Genomic DNA, 17,098 nt, shown 5'->3' on the forward strand with positions numbered 1-17,098 from the left:
AAACTAACTTACCTTGCCATTCGATCAATTCATCGCCAGCAATTGCATCGCACCAAATTCATTGACTTGCAACACCAGCTGAATATCGTTATTTGAACTATCCACTACCTTCCCATTGAGTAACAACTCGGTTTTAATCGGGTATACACCCTGTGGCAAACCTTCAGGCAGGGTAAACGAAAACTCATTTTGGTAGCGGCCACCGCGTTTGGTTTTTGCGTTCACTGGTTTAGTAAAGTTTTTTAACTCTTTGCTATTGTCTTCATTGTCGTAAATTGCAATGCGCTCTTCGATCAACGCGGTTTTTTGCTTGGTGCCTGGCACTACCACTATATCGGACTGAATAATCACTTCTTTGCCCGGTTCAACAATATTACCCGGCAAGGTTTTAGTGATGTATTCGGTCGCCATAGGCTCGGCAGGTAAATTATTGTTTTGCGCTTTGTATTCTTCCGCTACCTGCCCCTCTTTCGCTATTCGCTCGGAGCGATGCTTGATAATCATTTTGGTCAGTACCGTCACTGCCACTGCTACCGCAGCTACACGTGCCACGGCTTTCAAATGCTCACGGTTTTTGCACCCCTGATCACTGCTATTACATTTGTGTGATCGATCTATATTGTCTTTCAAATCTTTTAAACTAAACGCCTGTAGCGGATTCGCCAAAAGACATGACAGTAGAACAATAATCGCTTTGCTTTTCATATTTGCAGTACCTGATCGGTTATGGTTGCGAACTCTTGATCTCCATACACTTACTTAATTGTAAAACCGGTTTCCTTAAGTTTGCGCTGGGTTTCTTGCGCCCGTGTTTTTAAGGCTATTGCCGCTTTGTTAGTGGAATCCAAATCCAGTACCGATTCCGCCTTGGCAATCGCGCAGGCATAATTCTTTTTCCCCATGCAGCGCTCGGCATCATCGAGCAGTTTTGCGGTTTTTGCGGCCAGTTCTTTATATTGCTGCTGTGCCATCGCTGCCGACTGTTTCAATTCAACCGCTTGCGCGCTGGCCGGATCAACCGACAATACATGAGCGGCCACTGCCAGTGCACAATCATAATCCTTTGCGTTCAGGCAATTTTGCCCAGTTACTAATTCCTGATTAATGGACTGCTGCTGCGCTGCCAATGCTAATTGTTGTTGCTGTTCAATCTTGGCAATTTTTTCCATGAGCAACTGGCTGGCCGAATGCTCGGCATTGAGCTCACGCGCGCGCTCGGCAAACAGCCGGGCACAATTTAAATCCTGCTGCTGCAAACAAGTTTCAGCCTCTTGCACCAAGGCCGCCATTTTTTCCTCATCGGCACGTTCAGCCTTGGCCGTTTGCGCTGCCTGTAAAAGAGCGATGGCAACCTGATTATCCGGCGCAAGATTGGTCGCCACCATGCTCTGCTCGATCGCACAATTAAAATCGCTCTGCGCAAAACATTGTTGCGCTGCAGTGATTTTTTCGACGATGGTCGCCTGTAATGTTTGTTTTGCTTGATATTGGCTATAACCAAACCAAGCCGCACCGGCAAGCGATACCAGCGCCAAACTGACTGCGACGGTTAACATTAACGGATTGCGCCGGGGAAATAACTCATCAACAAATTGCGCAACGCTCGCCGTGCGCTCTGCTTTAGTGAGTGCCAGTGCATGGCTCAGTGCGCGCCACTCCCGCGCACTGAGCTTATCCAAACGTTTCGGTACGAGCTTTTGTTGCTGTGCATCCAACGCTGAGAGATTGTTATAGGGGTGGCGCCCCGCCAGCATTTCATACACCACACAGGCGAGCGCGTAGACATCATCGCTAAAACCAAGCGGTTCATCTTTTACCATTTCGATGGTGGCATAAGCAGGTGTAAGCGCGCCTAACTGCCCAGCATCAAAATGGTGTTTTTGCACTTCTTTGGAGGCGGCGCGCGCGATACCAAAATCCAGCACTTTAGCGCTGCCATCGGTATTAACGAATACGTTGCCGGGTTTGAAATCGGCATGAATTAGTTTTCGCTGATGGGCATAGGCCAGCGCAGCACACAAATCTTTGGTAATTTTCCAGACCTGCTCTTTCGCCAACCCTTTGCTGCGCTGCGCCTTGATCAGTTGATCCAACGGCTGCCCTTCGAGCAGCTCCATGGTCATAAATAGCGTATCGCCCTCGCGATCAAAATCGTGCACCGTGACAATATTGGGGTGAGCGAGGGTTTGTGACTTGGCGGTTTCCTGCTGCAGGGTAACAAAAGCGTCGGGATGATCTTTGAAATCCTGGTTGAGAATTTTGGTGGCTATATAAGGATTAGGGTCTTCCGCTTCGACTTTGCGCAGATCCTTGGTTTTATAGACGGTTCCCATACCGCCGTGCCCTAGTACATCTTCCAACAAAAAGCGTTTTTTCAGCAGTGTGCCCTTGCCGCTCTGGGATTGTTTAACCAACTCCCGCGCCTGCGCAAATCCGGCGGAGTGATTATGGGGAGCGCTGTATTGGGTGAATTGCGTGGCGTTGGGAGCAGGAACAGGCTCATCGCCACTGCGCACAGTCGTGGCATTCACATCGGTTTGATTGGATTCATCATGAGTAGACACGCAAAAATCCCCTGGAGGTTTCAACCTTGATCGCTGGCGCCAATATTATCATGCCGCAAGCCTGTATACTGATTAGCTCAGCAACTCCCCCACCACGACTATAATCAGTCAATTACTCGGGGATATTGGTTGACAAAAAAATCGAACACGGCATAATGTCGCGTCCTTGAATCCCGACCCTTTTTTCGACAGTATTTGTCCAGAATTTATCTTATAGGAGCACTAAGGTGGCAAACTCACCCCAAGCCAAAAAACGCGCGCGTCAAAATGAAAAAGCTCGCAAGCACAACGCAAGCATGCGCTCTATGGGGCGTACTTACCTCAAGAAAGTGCTTGCCGCTATCGCCACTGGCGATAAAGCAGCTGCCCAAACCGCTTATGTTTCAGCTGTTTCAGTGATCGATCGTATCGCTGACAAAGGCTTGATTCACAAGAACAAAGCCGCTCGTCATAAGAGCCGCTTGAACGCAAAAATCAAGGCATTGGCAGCAGCTTAATCGCCCTTTTGATCTCGCGTGTAAAAAAACCGGCTTAAGCCGGTTTTTTTATGCCCGTAATTTAACCCAAATGCTGTCATAGACACCATAAAGCATAATTTTAGGTCTATACAGTGTCATAAAAACAGATTATCTTCGGCAGCAACTTTTGCTTGGAACCTTTTCCAGCACAACCAAAAAGAGAGCTGGGCTTGGGGTGATATCAACTGGCGAGCAACCCGATAAAGGATGCAGCTGCCCACAGTTAGCACCTAACCCAGAAGTGCACATACTAATAATGGAGATACTCTATGCTGCCGCGTGACCACTATCTGAAACAAACATTTCAAGATACCGTTAACTTTCCCGATGGTTTTGAAAAAGGTGGCCTATCGGACATTCAGGCGCGCCTGATTCGCAAACAGGGCATACTGATAAATGCCCTAACAATGGAAGAAGTCTCAGACCCCACCGCAGACGATCTGCATATGCTCAAAGTCATCGCCAATCAGAGCGCCCCCAAAAGCCCTATAGAGCAAGCTTGGGTCAAATATCTCTCTATCGTCAAAGCGCGCCAAGCCGCAGCACCCACCAAGGCCAGCAAAACCAAAACAACCAAGGCAAAAGCAGCTGAACCCGCCACTGAAGAGGCTCCAGCCACCAAGGCAAAAGCTGCCAAGAAAACCGCAAAAACAGATTAATAACATCTTCACGCTGCAACAAAAAAGGCGCAACCATTAATGGGTTGCGCCTTTTTGTTATCCGCAGCGCATTAAATGCTGCCGCTTAGAACTACTGCGGAATCAACACCTGCACTGAATAGCTGCGCCCCGCCTGAATATTACCAATGCAATTATCATCAAGCAGTTCACCATTACAGCGCACCTCGATTGCACTCACATTACTGCGCACCAACTCCACCTTAAACTCAGCCCCACGGAAACGCCGCACCACTGTTGCTCTCGGCCAATGGGATGGCAATTGCGGCGCGATGCGCAGCCCTTTTTCACAACCCTGCAAACCAAACACACCCTCAATCAAACAGCGATACACCCAAGACACAGTACCGGTATTAAACAGCTGCGATGAACGCCCTGCAGTGCGTGGATATTGATGATAAGCACCGCGATAATAATTGGGGATATACACCGGCAACTGGCCGCGCTGCAGATAATCTACCTCGTTTGGACCAGGAATCATTTGGCGCAGCAATTTATAGGCGCGATCCGAATAGTGATGATTCTGTTCCGCGATATTAAACAAACTGTAGATATAAAAAATCGCCGCGTGATTGTAAACCGAACCGTTTTCCGCCGAACCGGGATGCTTCTGCGTCACCCGACCCACATCATCGCGCATCGCGGTATATGCAGGCGCAAGCATAGTTACACCGTAAGGTGTTTCCAATTGCTGCTCAATGGCGGCAATCATTTTTTCGCGCTGCTCTGCACTCGCCGCACCTGCTAAAATCGCCCAACTCTGCGGATTTAAAAAGATGCGCCCTTCTTTGTCTTTGCTTACACCAAACACCACGTCATCGTCAGTGATACCGCGTCCGAACCAGTCGCCATCCCACAAGTATTTATTCACTGCTGCATTCACATCTTGCGCACCAACACTAAATTCGTTTTGCAATTCTGTTTGGGATTGTTTAGCGCAGACATCCGCCCATAAATTCAATGCATAAGCCGTTGCCAGGGATAACCAACCAGAAACGCCCCTGCCCTTGTAGCCCACCATATTCATTGGATCACACCAATCACCTTGAGCGATAAAACTCAGGCCGCGCTGATCGCGCGACTGCAATAACCAGCGCATCGCATTAGAGATGCGCTCGAATACGGAAAGAGTTTTACCATCATGACCTGCTACAGGTTCTTGCAAAATGGCGTAGTCATTGGTTTCGTCGAGATAGGTTTTTAAACACACCGGTAGCCACACGCAGTGATCCGTGTGAGGAATTTGGTTGATATATTTCAACTCGGCACCTTCGGCGAGCAAAATACCATCCGGCATAGCGCCCGATTCTTCCTGTTGACTGAGCGCATGCAAAAATGCCGCGCGGGTAACTTCGGGTTTGATGTAAGTCATCCCCATATTGTCTTGCAGATAATTGCGCGTTTGCGGGTCTGTGGTTAAACGATTGACATCACCGTGATAAAACACCTGACGCGGCAGCCAATTGTTTACAAAATTATTTAACTCCGCATCGGGCGTTTCAATTTGTAAACAGCCACTGCCAGTGGCGATATAGGCGGCATAATCCGCCTGCGCTTTAGCAAAGCCCGATGCGCTCAAATAGGCATCACGCAGGCTTGCAATTTCTACATCGTCAAATGCCGGCCCAAAAATAAATCGATAATCTTGCTGCGCCTGATCCGGCATTTCCAAACGGTATTGCAATATCGCCGCAGGCGTTTCATAACGCGCATCACCGCAGGCGAGCGCATCCGCTTGCAGCGCCGTTGGATTGTGTAACCCACCCTCGCCTTCAAAGGTTTCCTGCTTGGCCTCCCAGGCAACGGGATTAACCTCATGCAAGAAAAATGTTTTGTCTTTGAAATTTTTATTTTTGAAATAATCAGCCACTTTTTGATAAGGGGTGACACAGGTGGCGACAATTCCGCCGAGATCTGCACGGTATTCGGCCGACTGATTCATCCAGGACATATAGCCAATAGGGAAATAAGGATAGACACTCAGTTTGCGCGCGCGACCGGAATTATTAATCACACGCAATTGCCACAACTCCACCACATCTTTTACCGGCAGTGACAGCATTAACTCGGCGCGCACACCATCGCACTCAATCGCCCACTGCAAATCACTTTTGCCAACCGAAAAAGAATAGTCATCGTAAGGCGCACGCACCGGCTCATAGGGTGCAGAAAAAATCTTTCCTGTTTCTTCGTCTTTGATATAAAAAAAACGGCCCGGATGATGTGCATAGTAGGGCTGCTCCGGCTGCATAAAGGTTTTTGCTTCCAGATTCGGCGCATAAGCATATTTAGCGGGCTCCGGCTGCATAAATTGTGCAACCGCATAACCGCGACAGGTTACCTGAATCATCATCTGCTGATTCCACAGGAACCCTGCAGCGCGCGGCATCGCCGTCGGAGTTAACAAATCATAGCGTTCGCCAGTCTGGCTGGGGGTCAGTAGAGCGTTGGTCATGAAGGTGTCCTATCGAAAACAATTATTACGAGGGGGGAAGGGAATTAAAAAGCGCCGCAACGCGGCGCTAAATCAAAGCTGTAATCGCTAGGAGTGACGCGCCTCAAGCTCTTGCTGGATCGATTCCACTTTAGCGTCACTCAGGTTGTAAAACAGTAGCGATAATGCGGTGAGGAGTGCAAATAACCCGGGCACCAAGGTTTGCATATAGATGATACTATCGAGCGAAGCGCCATCCTGCATCTGACCGGCTTGATAACCCATCATCGCCAACACCGAGAGCATTAACGCCGAGCCGATTGCACTGCCAATTTTTTGCGAGAAAGTGGTAGCAGCGAAAGTCATACCTGTTGCGCGGCGCCCATTTTTCCACTCGTTATAATCAGCGACATCGGCATACATCGCCCAGGTAATCGGCGGCTTAAAACCCAGTGCAATACTGATCAGAATATTCAGTGCAAACATCCAGATAATTTCTTTGGGTAACTCTGCACTGTCGCGCACTGTGCCATCCGCGCCGATACGCTTCACACTAATTACCTGCCCGTTCGCATCAAGCAGATTCAATGCAGGCCCTGTTTCCGCCAAAGGCACACGCTCTTTAATAATCCAGAAAATTTTGTCGTGGCGCAGCCACTGATAGACATCACCCTCTGCATGGGGCTTCCCAAGCAAGGTGGGCGCATCAAGCTGCACCTCATTAGAGGTTATATCCAATACACCGTTAGCGTGCGGTTTGGGCACAAAGGTAAATGCAATTGACAATATCGCGACCACACACAGCAACCACATCAACAATTTACGTTTATCGACATATTTAGTGACCGTTGAAGCGAACATTGCGCCAACCATCAGGCCCGCCATTTGCAAACCTATATAGTTGCCGAGCAAATCCGGGCGCTCAACAAAATAGCGAAAATAATAAGCCGCTGAGCTGCCACGCAGTGTCATAGTGATCATAAACACCAGCGCCAATACAAATAACACCAACCACGGGCGACAGATAAAAAGATCTTTCAAATCATTTAAGGGGTGGGTTTTTTCTTGGGTGAGTGCCGGCTGGATTCGCTCGCGCGTAGTCAAAAAAGTGACCATAAACAAACAGCTGGCGATGATTGAGTAAATAACCATGGTCATCTGCCACCCTTTTGCGGAATAGCGATCACCATCACCAAAATACTCTGCCAGTTCCGGCGTAGCCGCACCGACCAAAATACTGGCGAAGTAGGCGAAGAAGAAGCGCGTACTGTTGAGTTTATTGCGCTCCTGAGTGTTAGCCGTTAAAACTGCCGAGAGCGAGTTGTACGGCATATTCAACACGGTGTAACAAAGCATTAACAGGCAGTAAGAGGCATAAGCCCAGATCAACTTACCGGTATCATCCAACTCAGGGGTGCTCATGGTTAAAATACCCGCCCCCATCATCGGCAGCGCACCCCAGAGTAAATAGGGGCGGAATTTTCCCCAGCGAGTATTAGTGCGGTCGGCAATACCACCCATAATTGGATCGGTAATCGCATCAATAATCTTGGTAACCGTAATCATGGTCGCCGCTGCAGCAGCGCCAATACCAAACACGTCCGTATAAAAAAATACTAAATATGAGCCAATAATCGCCCAATAAAAATTAAATCCGGCATCACCCAAACCATAACCAATTCTCTCGCGCCAGCTCAGTGTAGCAAGACGATCATCTTTTTTTGTCAGGGGCTGTTGCACATTCACCATTGCTCTCCGGTTTTTTATTAATAGCATCTCGCCACTCGATAGAGTGATAACCACCAAGGGGGAAATGCTGGGGCTCTAGTAGAAGATCTTGTTTTATAGTTTTGTGTGGCTTACTAACTGCAAATAACTGCTACAACAGACGGGTAGTCGATGCACGCTTGCGAATTTCATAGCCCATATCAATTTTTTTAGATTCGATTGGCTTGTCATTGAGCACACGAATAATCATTTCGGAAGCTTTAACACCCATCTCATAACGGCCAACTGATACACTGGTCAGCGATGGATTTACATATCCCGCCGCTTCGATATCGTTAAAACCACAAATTGCCATATCCTGAGGGACGCGAATGTTCATCCGCTGCGCCTCAAACAAGGCACCAAGAGCCAAGTCATCATTCACACAAAATACAGCGTCGATAACACCATTCGTGGAAGCCATTAAACTTTTGAACAGTTCGCCACCAACACCAATGGAAGATGGCTCAGGAGTGGTGACTATGTAGTTTTTCTCAAACTTACCCGCCTGCTCGAGTGCAAGCTTGTAACCTTGCATACGCTGCTGCACACGCGGGTCCATACGGGCGCCGATAAAACCGATGCGCTCATAACCCTGCCCCAGCAAATACTTCACCACATCAAAACCCGCGCGGCCGTGAGCAAACCCAACATTCATATCGATGGGATCGGCCAATAACTCCATGATCTGCACGATCGGAATACGCGCTTTATGTAGGAAATTTTGACAAGCCTTGGTCTGGTCGCCGCCAGTGATAATCAAGCCTTCGGGCGACTGGCTCAGCAGCGTACGCACCATTTTCTCTTCTTCCAGCGGCGAATAATGGGTATCCACCAACAGCACTTTGTAGCCCGCTGCGCCCATCACCTCATAAATACCGCGCAACACCTCGGTAAACACAATGTTACTCAATGATGGAATGGCAACGCCTATCACCTTTGATTTGGACGAAGCCAAAGAGCTGGCATGCTGATTAGGAATGTAACCGAGTGCATCAATCGCTTTCTGCACCTGAATCCGCAGAGATTCTGATACTTTTTCTGGTTGATTGATCACGCGGGACACGGTGATTGCACTAACACCTGAAGCATCAGCCACATCAACCAAGGTGATTTTTTTATCTGAACTTCTTTTTTTTGCTGTTTTCATAGGCAATATCTGCACTTGGCTATTATTTTTTGCTAACATACCACAAGCACAATGATTGCGCTATCATCAGCATGCTCGCATGCTTTGATCTTTCGGTGTAAACGAGAAAACTTCCATGCACTATTCAGTAGCGATAACTAACCCTGATGCCAGCACCCACCTCATTATTGTTATGGGTGTTTCAGGTAGCGGAAAGTCATCACTGGCCAAGGCATTGGCTGAACACTACGGTTACGTCTATTTGGATGGCGACGACTTTCACAGTCAGGAAGCGCGCGATCGCATGGCGAAAGGTCAACCCCTGACCGATGCCATGCGCCTGCCATGGGTTATTCGTATGCGCGATTACTTTCGCGGTGTTGCGCGCAATCACCAGCATTCAACACTGGCATTTTCCGGCCTTAGACGTATGCATCGCGACGAGCTGCGCAAAGCCGGATTGAAAACCATTTTCCTCTTTTTAAGCAGCGATAAAGACACCATTCAAAATCGCGTCAACAAACGCGCCGGGCATTTCATGGCACCAAGCTTGGTTGACAGCCAATTCGAGAGCTTGGAAGACCCGAGCCACGAGCAAGATGTATTTACAATTGATGTAAACGCGCCCTTTGATCAAGTGCTCTCAATGGCAATCCACGTAGTTGATCGGGAACTCCATCATCAAGCAGATGCACTACTTGCCTAACACAGGCTTGGCTTTCCGCTTTACACCAGCGAGAATGTGAACTCTTGAGCCAGATCTTGATCCAATGATCAACATCACCCATGGAGAATCACAGATGTCATCTTCAAAAGTTATCTTCATTAGCAGTTTGTTAGTGCTTGCCGGTGCCATTTCTGCCTGCGCTGGAAAAACCCAATACCGCAGCGCCTGCGCTCAAGAAATCGATGCCGCTTGGAGCGAGCTATCCATCGCCAAAGCAGATGGCTTTAGCGGAACAGTCAGTTATACCAAAGCGCTAGGCCTGATTACCACCGCACGCACCATGCAAGGCGTGGAAAACTTCGATAACTGCTACAACCAAGCCAAAAGTGCTCGCTTCTATATTCGCGAATCACGCAAAGGCCAGTAACAAACTCCTGCATATAAAATACCAATCAATAAAAATGCCCGACATCTGCCGGGCATTTTTATTTTGCAAGATTACATTTAGGAACCAATCACGCCGCCATCATTTTTCGTCACTAGCACCGTTGTAGAACGCGGGCAAGTTTTGCCGTCACTGGCGGGATAACTAATACCTGGGTGCTGAATATTCAGCCACAGGCTTTTTCCATCCGGTGTTGCAGTCAAACCGGTAATTTCGCAGCCGCGTGGCCCCACCAAAAATCGTTTCACTTCACGCGATACAGGGTCGGCACAGAGCAATTGGTTGCACCCCATTGGCTGATAGACACTTTCTTCATCGTCGTAATCTGTTTCAATCCACAGGCGGCCATCGGCATCAAACCACAAACCATCGGGACAGGAAAACTTGTCCCCGCGAATATTGCCTTGTTGATTTTCTGGAAAAACTTCATCGGCATGATTGCCCGCCAGCAAAAATATTTCCCAATTAAATTCTGTTGCCGCAGGATTGGAATCTTTTTCTGCCCAGCGCAGGATTTGCCCGTGATGATTTTCCCGGCGAGGATTTGCAGAGTCTACCGGCTGATCCGGTTTGGTACCGCGCTGATCATTATTAGTGAGTGTGACGTAAAGCTCGCGTGTGTGCGGATCAACCGCCACCCACTCAGGGCGATCCATCGGTGTTGCGCCGAGAATATCGGCAGCAGCGCGCGCATTAATTAATACATCCGCTTGATTCATAAATCCATTGCGCGGCGTTAAGCCGCGCTCGCCCCACACTAACGGCAGCCACTCGCCACGCCCATCACTATGGAATACGGCAACATACAAAACACCCTCATCTAATAGATCTAATTTTGCTGTTGGATTTTTTTTATCAAACCGCTGCTGAGCGACAAATTTATAAATATATTCCCCTCGTGTATCATCGCCGGAATAAATAGCCACCTCACCAGCATCACCCACCACTACAGTGGCACACTCGCGTGCGTAACGCCCCAGCGCAGTACGCTTTTTTGGCAGGGATTGCGGATCAAACGGATCAAGCTCAACCACCCAACCAAAACGATTAGGTTCATTTACAAAACCGTTAAAATCTTGCTCTTCTATTGGCGTAGCGTCAAACCGTGAGTCAACTGAACTCCAATAATACTTGCTGCTATTTAAACCATTGGCAATACCATAACGCTTATGGGATACACGCTGCTGCCAATCAGCAGTATTGCGATTCACAAAATAATTATTCCAATTTTCTTCGCAAATTAAATAGGTACCCCACGGAGTTTTCCCCATTGAACAATTATTTAAGGTGCCCAGCACTCGAGTGCCGGTTGGGTCTTGTGCGGTTTTTAACTGTGCCGAACCAGCTACAGGCCCAGTAATACCCATTGGAGTATTGCCAGTCAAACGACGATTGAAAGAAGAATTTTTTACGCGCTGCCACGCACCTTGCTGATCGCGCATAATTTCAATCACACTCACACCGTGCGCTGCCTGTTCTTTCAGCACCTCGTGTTCAGGGCGATGAACAATACCTTGCGCATCCGCTGTTTCGGTGGGGCCATTAGGGTGCAATGTGGGGTTCGTATATTCATGGTTAATCACCAACAACCCGTGATCATTGGGCGCAGACGGAAACGGAAAGTACGCCATGCCATCGTGATTTTGACCCGCTTGCAATTGCTGTTCTTGCCACGTATTCGTCGCATCAGCTTTCCAGAGAGCTGCGCCAGCAACGACCTCATCGCCCCAAGAAAAAAACGCGCGTGCACTATAACCTTCTGCTATTACAACTCGATCAAAATCAACTGCAGCTTGAATCGGCACAGATTTAAATCCAATCACTGGTGATGTGGTTTTTAGCGGAAGCTTGGGCGATAGCTTTTTAGCATTATTTGTGCAAGCCGATAAACTCCCCCCTAAAAAACCGCCTAGCGCCAAGCCAAGCCCACCTTTTAATAAGTTGCGGCGATTAGCGATAACATCTGACAGCCAGGGATTGGCGGATGGGTTAACGGGAATATCATCCACATCGACAGGTCGGAAATTTTTCTTATCATTCATTGCCATTTACCTTTAATCTAACTGCAACGCGTTACGGATTTTTTCCCAACTCACATATTTGAAATTCTGCGGCGCTTCCGGCATTACCTTATGACCATCTTGCACAACTAGCATACCTTCAGCCAATACTCCGCCGAGATTAACATGAGTCACCTCAAGACCATCGGTTTCGGAAACACCGTCGATATTTTTTTCTGCATTTAAATCAATACGTATTGCACCGCGTACCTTATAGGGCGCTGCTGCATCGAGAATAACATAGCTATTGTTGCCTTGACTGGACACCACTAGATAATTCTTGTGCTTGCCATGATAAATTCCCATTCCCTCCACGTCTGCCACTAACAGGTCACCCGCGCGCAATACCAATTCAACTTGCGCCCCAGCACTTGGCTCGGCACCAATAGTCCACACCGCCTCATCTTCTTCACCGACAAATAAGCGCTGGTTTTTATCATCAGCCACGCAACCTTCCGGCTGGCTCTGCACAAAAAAGCTACGCATTTTTTTACCCTGCCAATGAACAGATTTTTTATTGTTCGGATCAGTAACAGCGGTTAATTGGATTTGCTGGAACTCACCACTTTTTGCATTGGGAATAGCATAGGTAATGCCATTGGCATTCTGGTACATACAAAAACCGTAAATATCCTCAAGGTCGGTAGCGACGCTGCCGGAATAGGTTAATTTTCCATTGTTTGGGTCGATGATATAAATCGCCAAACTATTATCATCGCGATTGGTAGCAACAGCGATGTCGACTACTTTTTTACCAAAGGGAACCGCATAGCGCACATCGACATTATTTAATTTTCCGGTATTAAAATGCTGTACCTCGCGCCCGTGCATATCGTAAACAAAGAGTCCTTGCTGTTTATTGGTGCCGATCACCAAACTTTTTTGCGGGCGTTTTTTGTTGATCCAAATAGCAGGGTCATCTGCGGCATCGCCAAAACGCGCCATCACTTGGGTTTGTTCATCCGGTGTCACGCTCACAATAGTGTGCGCTGGTTTTTCTGGGACAACTAATTGCCACGGCAAGGATAAAGAATGGTTGCCAGTTTTCTCATCACCAATTACCAACCTAAGTGTATTTTTATCCACTGCATCAGCGCTTACAAAAGCTGCTTTCACAATTTCTGGTTCATCAGTATTAGGAAGGCTCTGTACATGCTGCTGCTTGAATTGACCTTGCTGTGTGCGATACAACACCAGTTGTTTTTCTTCCGCGATTGCGGCGATTAATCCTTGCGGCACCACGGCTAGCGATTCCACGCTGCCGCGCAATGCACCAAAAGGCTGTTGCATATCCACCACCACACGACCGGGAGCGGATTCCTCGGAAGCCCCCTGCGCCCAAATGCCGACACCATCTTCGGCGACAAATAACATGTCCTGCGCATCATCCACTGCACAGGCTTTGCTGTTAGGTGCTATGGGTACACGGCGCAATAATTTTGCTGCGGCCTTGCCATTGGCATCAATCACCAACCAGTGCTCCGCCATGCCGCGCTCATCCAACAAATAAAGCGAAACATGCTTGCCGTCCGCATGGCTTAAACACAAATTTTCGATTTTAAATTCCGGCGTAGGTACACGCAGCAACTCGCGCAGTTTTCCTGTCTGCGGATCAAGTGCGATCAAGCCCGCTTGCTGCTCAGGTAAAAATACCGTTGCAGCAATCAACTCTGTACTGGTAGTTTTTTGTGAAGCCAATGTCACTGGATAACGCCAATCCAACAATTCTGTCGATTGCGGCAATTGCGCCAGTGACGAACCATCGGCTGCGCGCCAGTGAATGGCATCACCCAGGCTAAGATAAGTCATTTGCTGTTGCTGCAGCACCGGCAATGGCGCAACCAAACCTTGTTTTAACTCAGGCGGTAAATTATTTTCAGCAACCACAGGCAAACAAAAAATAGCCAGCACACTGGCCAGCAAAACACTACACACATACATCATAATCAAAACCTTTGTTATAGGATGGCCCAGCAAGAGCCATCCGAATCGCAAGAGCACATTCAATCAATACTTAAAAATGCATAAAGGTAATACCGAGTTTATAGGTCGCACCGTAGCTTTCGTATTGCGAATTGTAGTTAGCATCTTTCACGTAGGAGTAATACACCTCATCCGTCAGATTCAATGCTTCAAAATGCAGTTTAATCGAATCACTCAAGTAATAACGCAGAGAGAAATCCAACTGCATTTGATCGTCGACATAGGTGTCTTTCACCGCGTCCATTGGATCACTTACTTCAATTAAGTAATTTGATTTATAGTTGGCCGACAAGCGCATGCTCATCACATCAGATTCGTAGCCCAGCATAAAATTCGCGGAAACGTCTGATTGGCTAGGCATAGGAATATCGCGCGCGATAAATTCACTGTCGTCATAACCGCCGATTTCTGCCGAAGAATCAACAAAGGTTGCATTGCCGCCAATCAGCAAACCATCCCAAGGTGATGGCAAACTCGTAAACTGTTTAGACGCGGAAAATTCAACACCGAGTATGTCGGCTTTATTGCCATTGACATAGGTTACTGCTTCATCAAACCCTTCATAGCCCGCAGTGCCACCCAGGTCAGTTTGATAAACAAAATTGTCGATGGACTTATAAAACGCAAACGCTGAAATTACACTTGCAACACCGGGGAAATGCTCAATACCCAAATCGATATTACTGGACTCCAGCGATTTCAAATTAGGATTGCCAAACTCTGCGGCAATATCACCGTCATCTTCTTCAATCAAGCGGCCGGGAGACAGCTCGGCAAAACCGGGGCGCACTACTGAGTTAGTCCAGGCGGCGCGCACTTGTGTTTTATCATTGATGCTGTAACGAATATGTAAGGCAGGTAAAAAATAATCGTCAGAATTTTCAAACGAGGTCGCACTGACTTCACCGCTGTCTGCATCATAGGAATTTCCCTGCGCAGTAAATTCCGTGTTTTCATAGCGCACGCCGGTCAAAATGCGCCAAGCATTAATATCCACGCGCCCCATCACATAAGCGGCGCTGGTATCTTCAGTGACAACATAATCGCCAATGCTACTTTCTTCTTTATCCCATTCTGCATCTGTAACTGCTGCTTTGACCTGCGCAGCATTAATAGAACTACCAAATTGGCCGTGCTTATAATCTACCGCACCACCGGAAAATGTGCTGAGCGATGTATCGCCGGTAAAATCTTCAGCAATCCACACTTCGACATCATTATCTTTTTCACGAGCGCTGTGTTTTGCCCCAAACTTTATTTGTGCTGGTTTATTGCCCAACTCCAGATCGCGGGTGAAATCCAGATTAAATGCCGTACTTTCATCATTGGTATTGGTGCTGCTTAGCTCAACCTCATCTAATTTATAACTGGTAGATTGATAAAATTCAGCAGGCGCATTGATGTGAATTTTTCTGTTATTGCCATAGGAGAGATCAAATACTTCATCGGCAATAACATCATCGTCAATTTTAAATACCGCACCGGCAATATTTTGCGGTTCGTCTTCGCCGGACTTGCTATAAGCCGCACGGTAATCCAATGTCCACTTGTCCAAACGGGTCTGCCCACCCAGTGAAGTCGAAAGAATTTTTTGCGTTTCAGTGCGATCTTTTAATTCGCGCTGCACTTCCGCTGAACCAACTTCACCTTCGGCTACGGCATCTTCAAACTCAATGACATTAGCCAAACGAATTTCTGCATCCGTGTATTCGCTGTACAGGTTACGCCAATACAAATCGGTATTGTCATTGGGTTTATAATCCAAATTCAAGGTAATACCAGAACGCTCGCGGGTAATACGGTAATCGCGCTGTTCCAATTCTTCTAACAGAGCACCTTCGTCAAAATTCCATGCGCCGCCAGTTTCTACGTTATCCGAACCGAACTCACGTTTGAACGAACTGATCCCAAACGCAACGCCTAGATTATTTTCATCGTCACCCAGGCTAAATTGGTTGCTCGCGGTCGCAGCAATTTTCGGGCTTGTATTTTCAGTATTTTCATCAAAACTGCCTTCAGCCGTGAGTTGATAAAAAAATCCATCGCGATCAAAGGCCGACAGGCTTTGCACATCAATGCTGCCACCGAGTGAATTGGCATCCATATCCGGCGTTAAACTTTTAGTCACTGTTAAATTTTCTAACAAGTCCGATGGAATTACATCCAGCGCCACTGCGCGGCGGTCGGCATCCGGGCCGGGCACGCCCACCCCGTTAATTGTCACCGCATTAAAATCCGGCCCCATACCGCGCACACGCACATAGCGGCCTTCGCCTTGATCGCGCTCAATTGATAAACCCGGCAAGCGCTGCAAGGATTCAGACACATTAGTATCCGGAAATTGTCCAATCGCATCGGCCGATACAGCGGTAATAATATTGTCGGCACTGCGCTGTTTATTGAGCGCTTTGTTAATGCCCGCCACCTGCCCGATTACAATAATGTTCTCGACCAAACCGGAAACACCCGTTAATTGAAAATTTTCACGGGTGGTTTTTTGATCCTGCACAATGACTGCGCGCTTAATATCATCCGCACCTATATAACTGGTGATTAGCGTGTAGTTGCCCGGTTTAACATCTAAGAATACAAAGCGGCCATCGCGCTGACTCACCGCTTCGCGGTTCAATTCTGCGATGCGAATTTTTGCACCCTGCAAGGCAATACCTTTTTCAGTAGCGTTTACCTTTCCTTCGATGCGCCCATCAGCTACCGCACCGCCAGCCAAGCCCGCGATCACAACTGCCATAGCTGTTTTGATGAATTTTCGATTCATGTTTGATTCCGATGCATATTTTTTCACACTAAGCTCCCCCGTTAATTTTTTTAAAAAGATTCAACGGCGCCAAACTAG

General features: G+C 47.8%; 12 protein-coding genes. 4 read left to right on the forward strand and 8 right to left on the reverse strand.

Going from position 1 to position 17,098, the window contains the following annotated elements; translation table 11 throughout:
- Positions 1-24: 24 nt before the first annotated feature.
- Together AWU77_RS07645 and AWU77_RS07650 are read right to left on the reverse strand one after the other, a co-directional pair.
- The gene (locus AWU77_RS07645) at positions 25-705 is read right to left on the reverse strand and encodes a hypothetical protein (protein WP_062061184.1); all 681 of its coding nucleotides are present in this window, start codon (positions 703-705) and stop codon (positions 25-27) included.
- Between the two features lie 50 nt (positions 706-755).
- Positions 756-2,564 carry a serine/threonine-protein kinase gene (locus tag AWU77_RS07650; RefSeq protein WP_062061187.1) on the reverse strand — a complete coding sequence of 603 codons (1,809 nt, stop codon included), beginning with the start codon at positions 2,562-2,564 and terminating at the stop codon, positions 756-758.
- 227 nt (positions 2,565-2,791) lie between these two features.
- Here AWU77_RS07650 and rpsT point away from each other — a divergent pair, with 227 nt between their 5' ends.
- On the forward strand, positions 2,792-3,061 hold the full coding sequence (rpsT, locus tag AWU77_RS07655) for a 30S ribosomal protein S20 (RefSeq protein WP_062061190.1): 270 nt from the start codon (positions 2,792-2,794) through the stop codon (positions 3,059-3,061).
- Positions 3,062-3,351: 290 nt separating this feature from the next.
- On the forward strand, positions 3,352-3,741 hold the full coding sequence (maoP, locus tag AWU77_RS07660) for a DUF413 domain-containing protein (RefSeq protein WP_062061193.1): 390 nt from the start codon (positions 3,352-3,354) through the stop codon (positions 3,739-3,741).
- A 91-nt stretch (positions 3,742-3,832) separates the two neighbouring features.
- Here maoP and AWU77_RS07665 read toward each other — a convergent pair whose 3' ends face one another.
- From AWU77_RS07665 to AWU77_RS07675, 3 genes are all read right to left on the reverse strand, one after another.
- Positions 3,833-6,214 carry a GH36-type glycosyl hydrolase domain-containing protein gene (locus tag AWU77_RS07665; protein ID WP_062061196.1) on the reverse strand — a complete coding sequence of 794 codons (2,382 nt, stop codon included), beginning with the start codon at positions 6,212-6,214 and terminating at the stop codon, positions 3,833-3,835.
- An 87-nt stretch (positions 6,215-6,301) separates the two neighbouring features.
- A complete protein-coding gene (locus AWU77_RS07670) occupies positions 6,302-7,942 on the reverse strand; it encodes an MFS transporter (protein ID WP_062061199.1) in 1,641 nt (546 codons plus the stop codon).
- Between the two features lie 130 nt (positions 7,943-8,072).
- The gene (locus AWU77_RS07675; protein WP_062061469.1) at positions 8,073-9,110 is read right to left on the reverse strand and encodes a LacI family DNA-binding transcriptional regulator; all 1,038 of its coding nucleotides are present in this window, start codon (positions 9,108-9,110) and stop codon (positions 8,073-8,075) included.
- A 115-nt stretch (positions 9,111-9,225) separates the two neighbouring features.
- On the opposite strand from AWU77_RS07675, the gene AWU77_RS07680 reads away from it, so the two are divergent.
- Complete coding sequence (locus AWU77_RS07680) at positions 9,226-9,795, forward strand: gluconokinase (RefSeq protein ID WP_062061202.1); 570 nt, start codon at positions 9,226-9,228, stop codon at positions 9,793-9,795.
- A 94-nt stretch (positions 9,796-9,889) separates the two neighbouring features.
- Positions 9,890-10,183 (forward strand): hypothetical protein, encoded by a 294-nt coding sequence (locus AWU77_RS07685; protein ID WP_062061204.1) that lies wholly within the window; start codon positions 9,890-9,892, stop codon positions 10,181-10,183.
- 77 nt (positions 10,184-10,260) lie between these two features.
- Here AWU77_RS07685 and AWU77_RS07690 read toward each other — a convergent pair whose 3' ends face one another.
- The 3 genes from AWU77_RS07690 to AWU77_RS07700 all read right to left on the reverse strand — a co-directional run bounded on the left by AWU77_RS07690 (position 10,261) and on the right by AWU77_RS07700 (position 17,020).
- Positions 10,261-12,243, reverse strand: a complete 1,983-nt coding sequence (locus AWU77_RS07690; RefSeq protein ID WP_062061208.1) for a PhoX family phosphatase — start codon at positions 12,241-12,243, stop codon at positions 10,261-10,263.
- 12 nt (positions 12,244-12,255) lie between these two features.
- Positions 12,256-14,205 (reverse strand): phytase, encoded by a 1,950-nt coding sequence (locus AWU77_RS07695; RefSeq protein WP_062061211.1) that lies wholly within the window; start codon positions 14,203-14,205, stop codon positions 12,256-12,258.
- Between the two features lie 70 nt (positions 14,206-14,275).
- Positions 14,276-17,020, reverse strand: coding sequence for a TonB-dependent receptor (locus AWU77_RS07700; protein ID WP_062061214.1), 2,745 nt, complete (start codon positions 17,018-17,020; stop codon positions 14,276-14,278).
- Positions 17,021-17,098 lie beyond the last annotated feature (78 nt).

It is taken from the genome of Cellvibrio sp. OA-2007 (genome assembly GCF_000953825.1).
In the GTDB taxonomy this organism is placed as follows: Bacteria; Pseudomonadota; Gammaproteobacteria; order Pseudomonadales; family Cellvibrionaceae; genus Cellvibrio.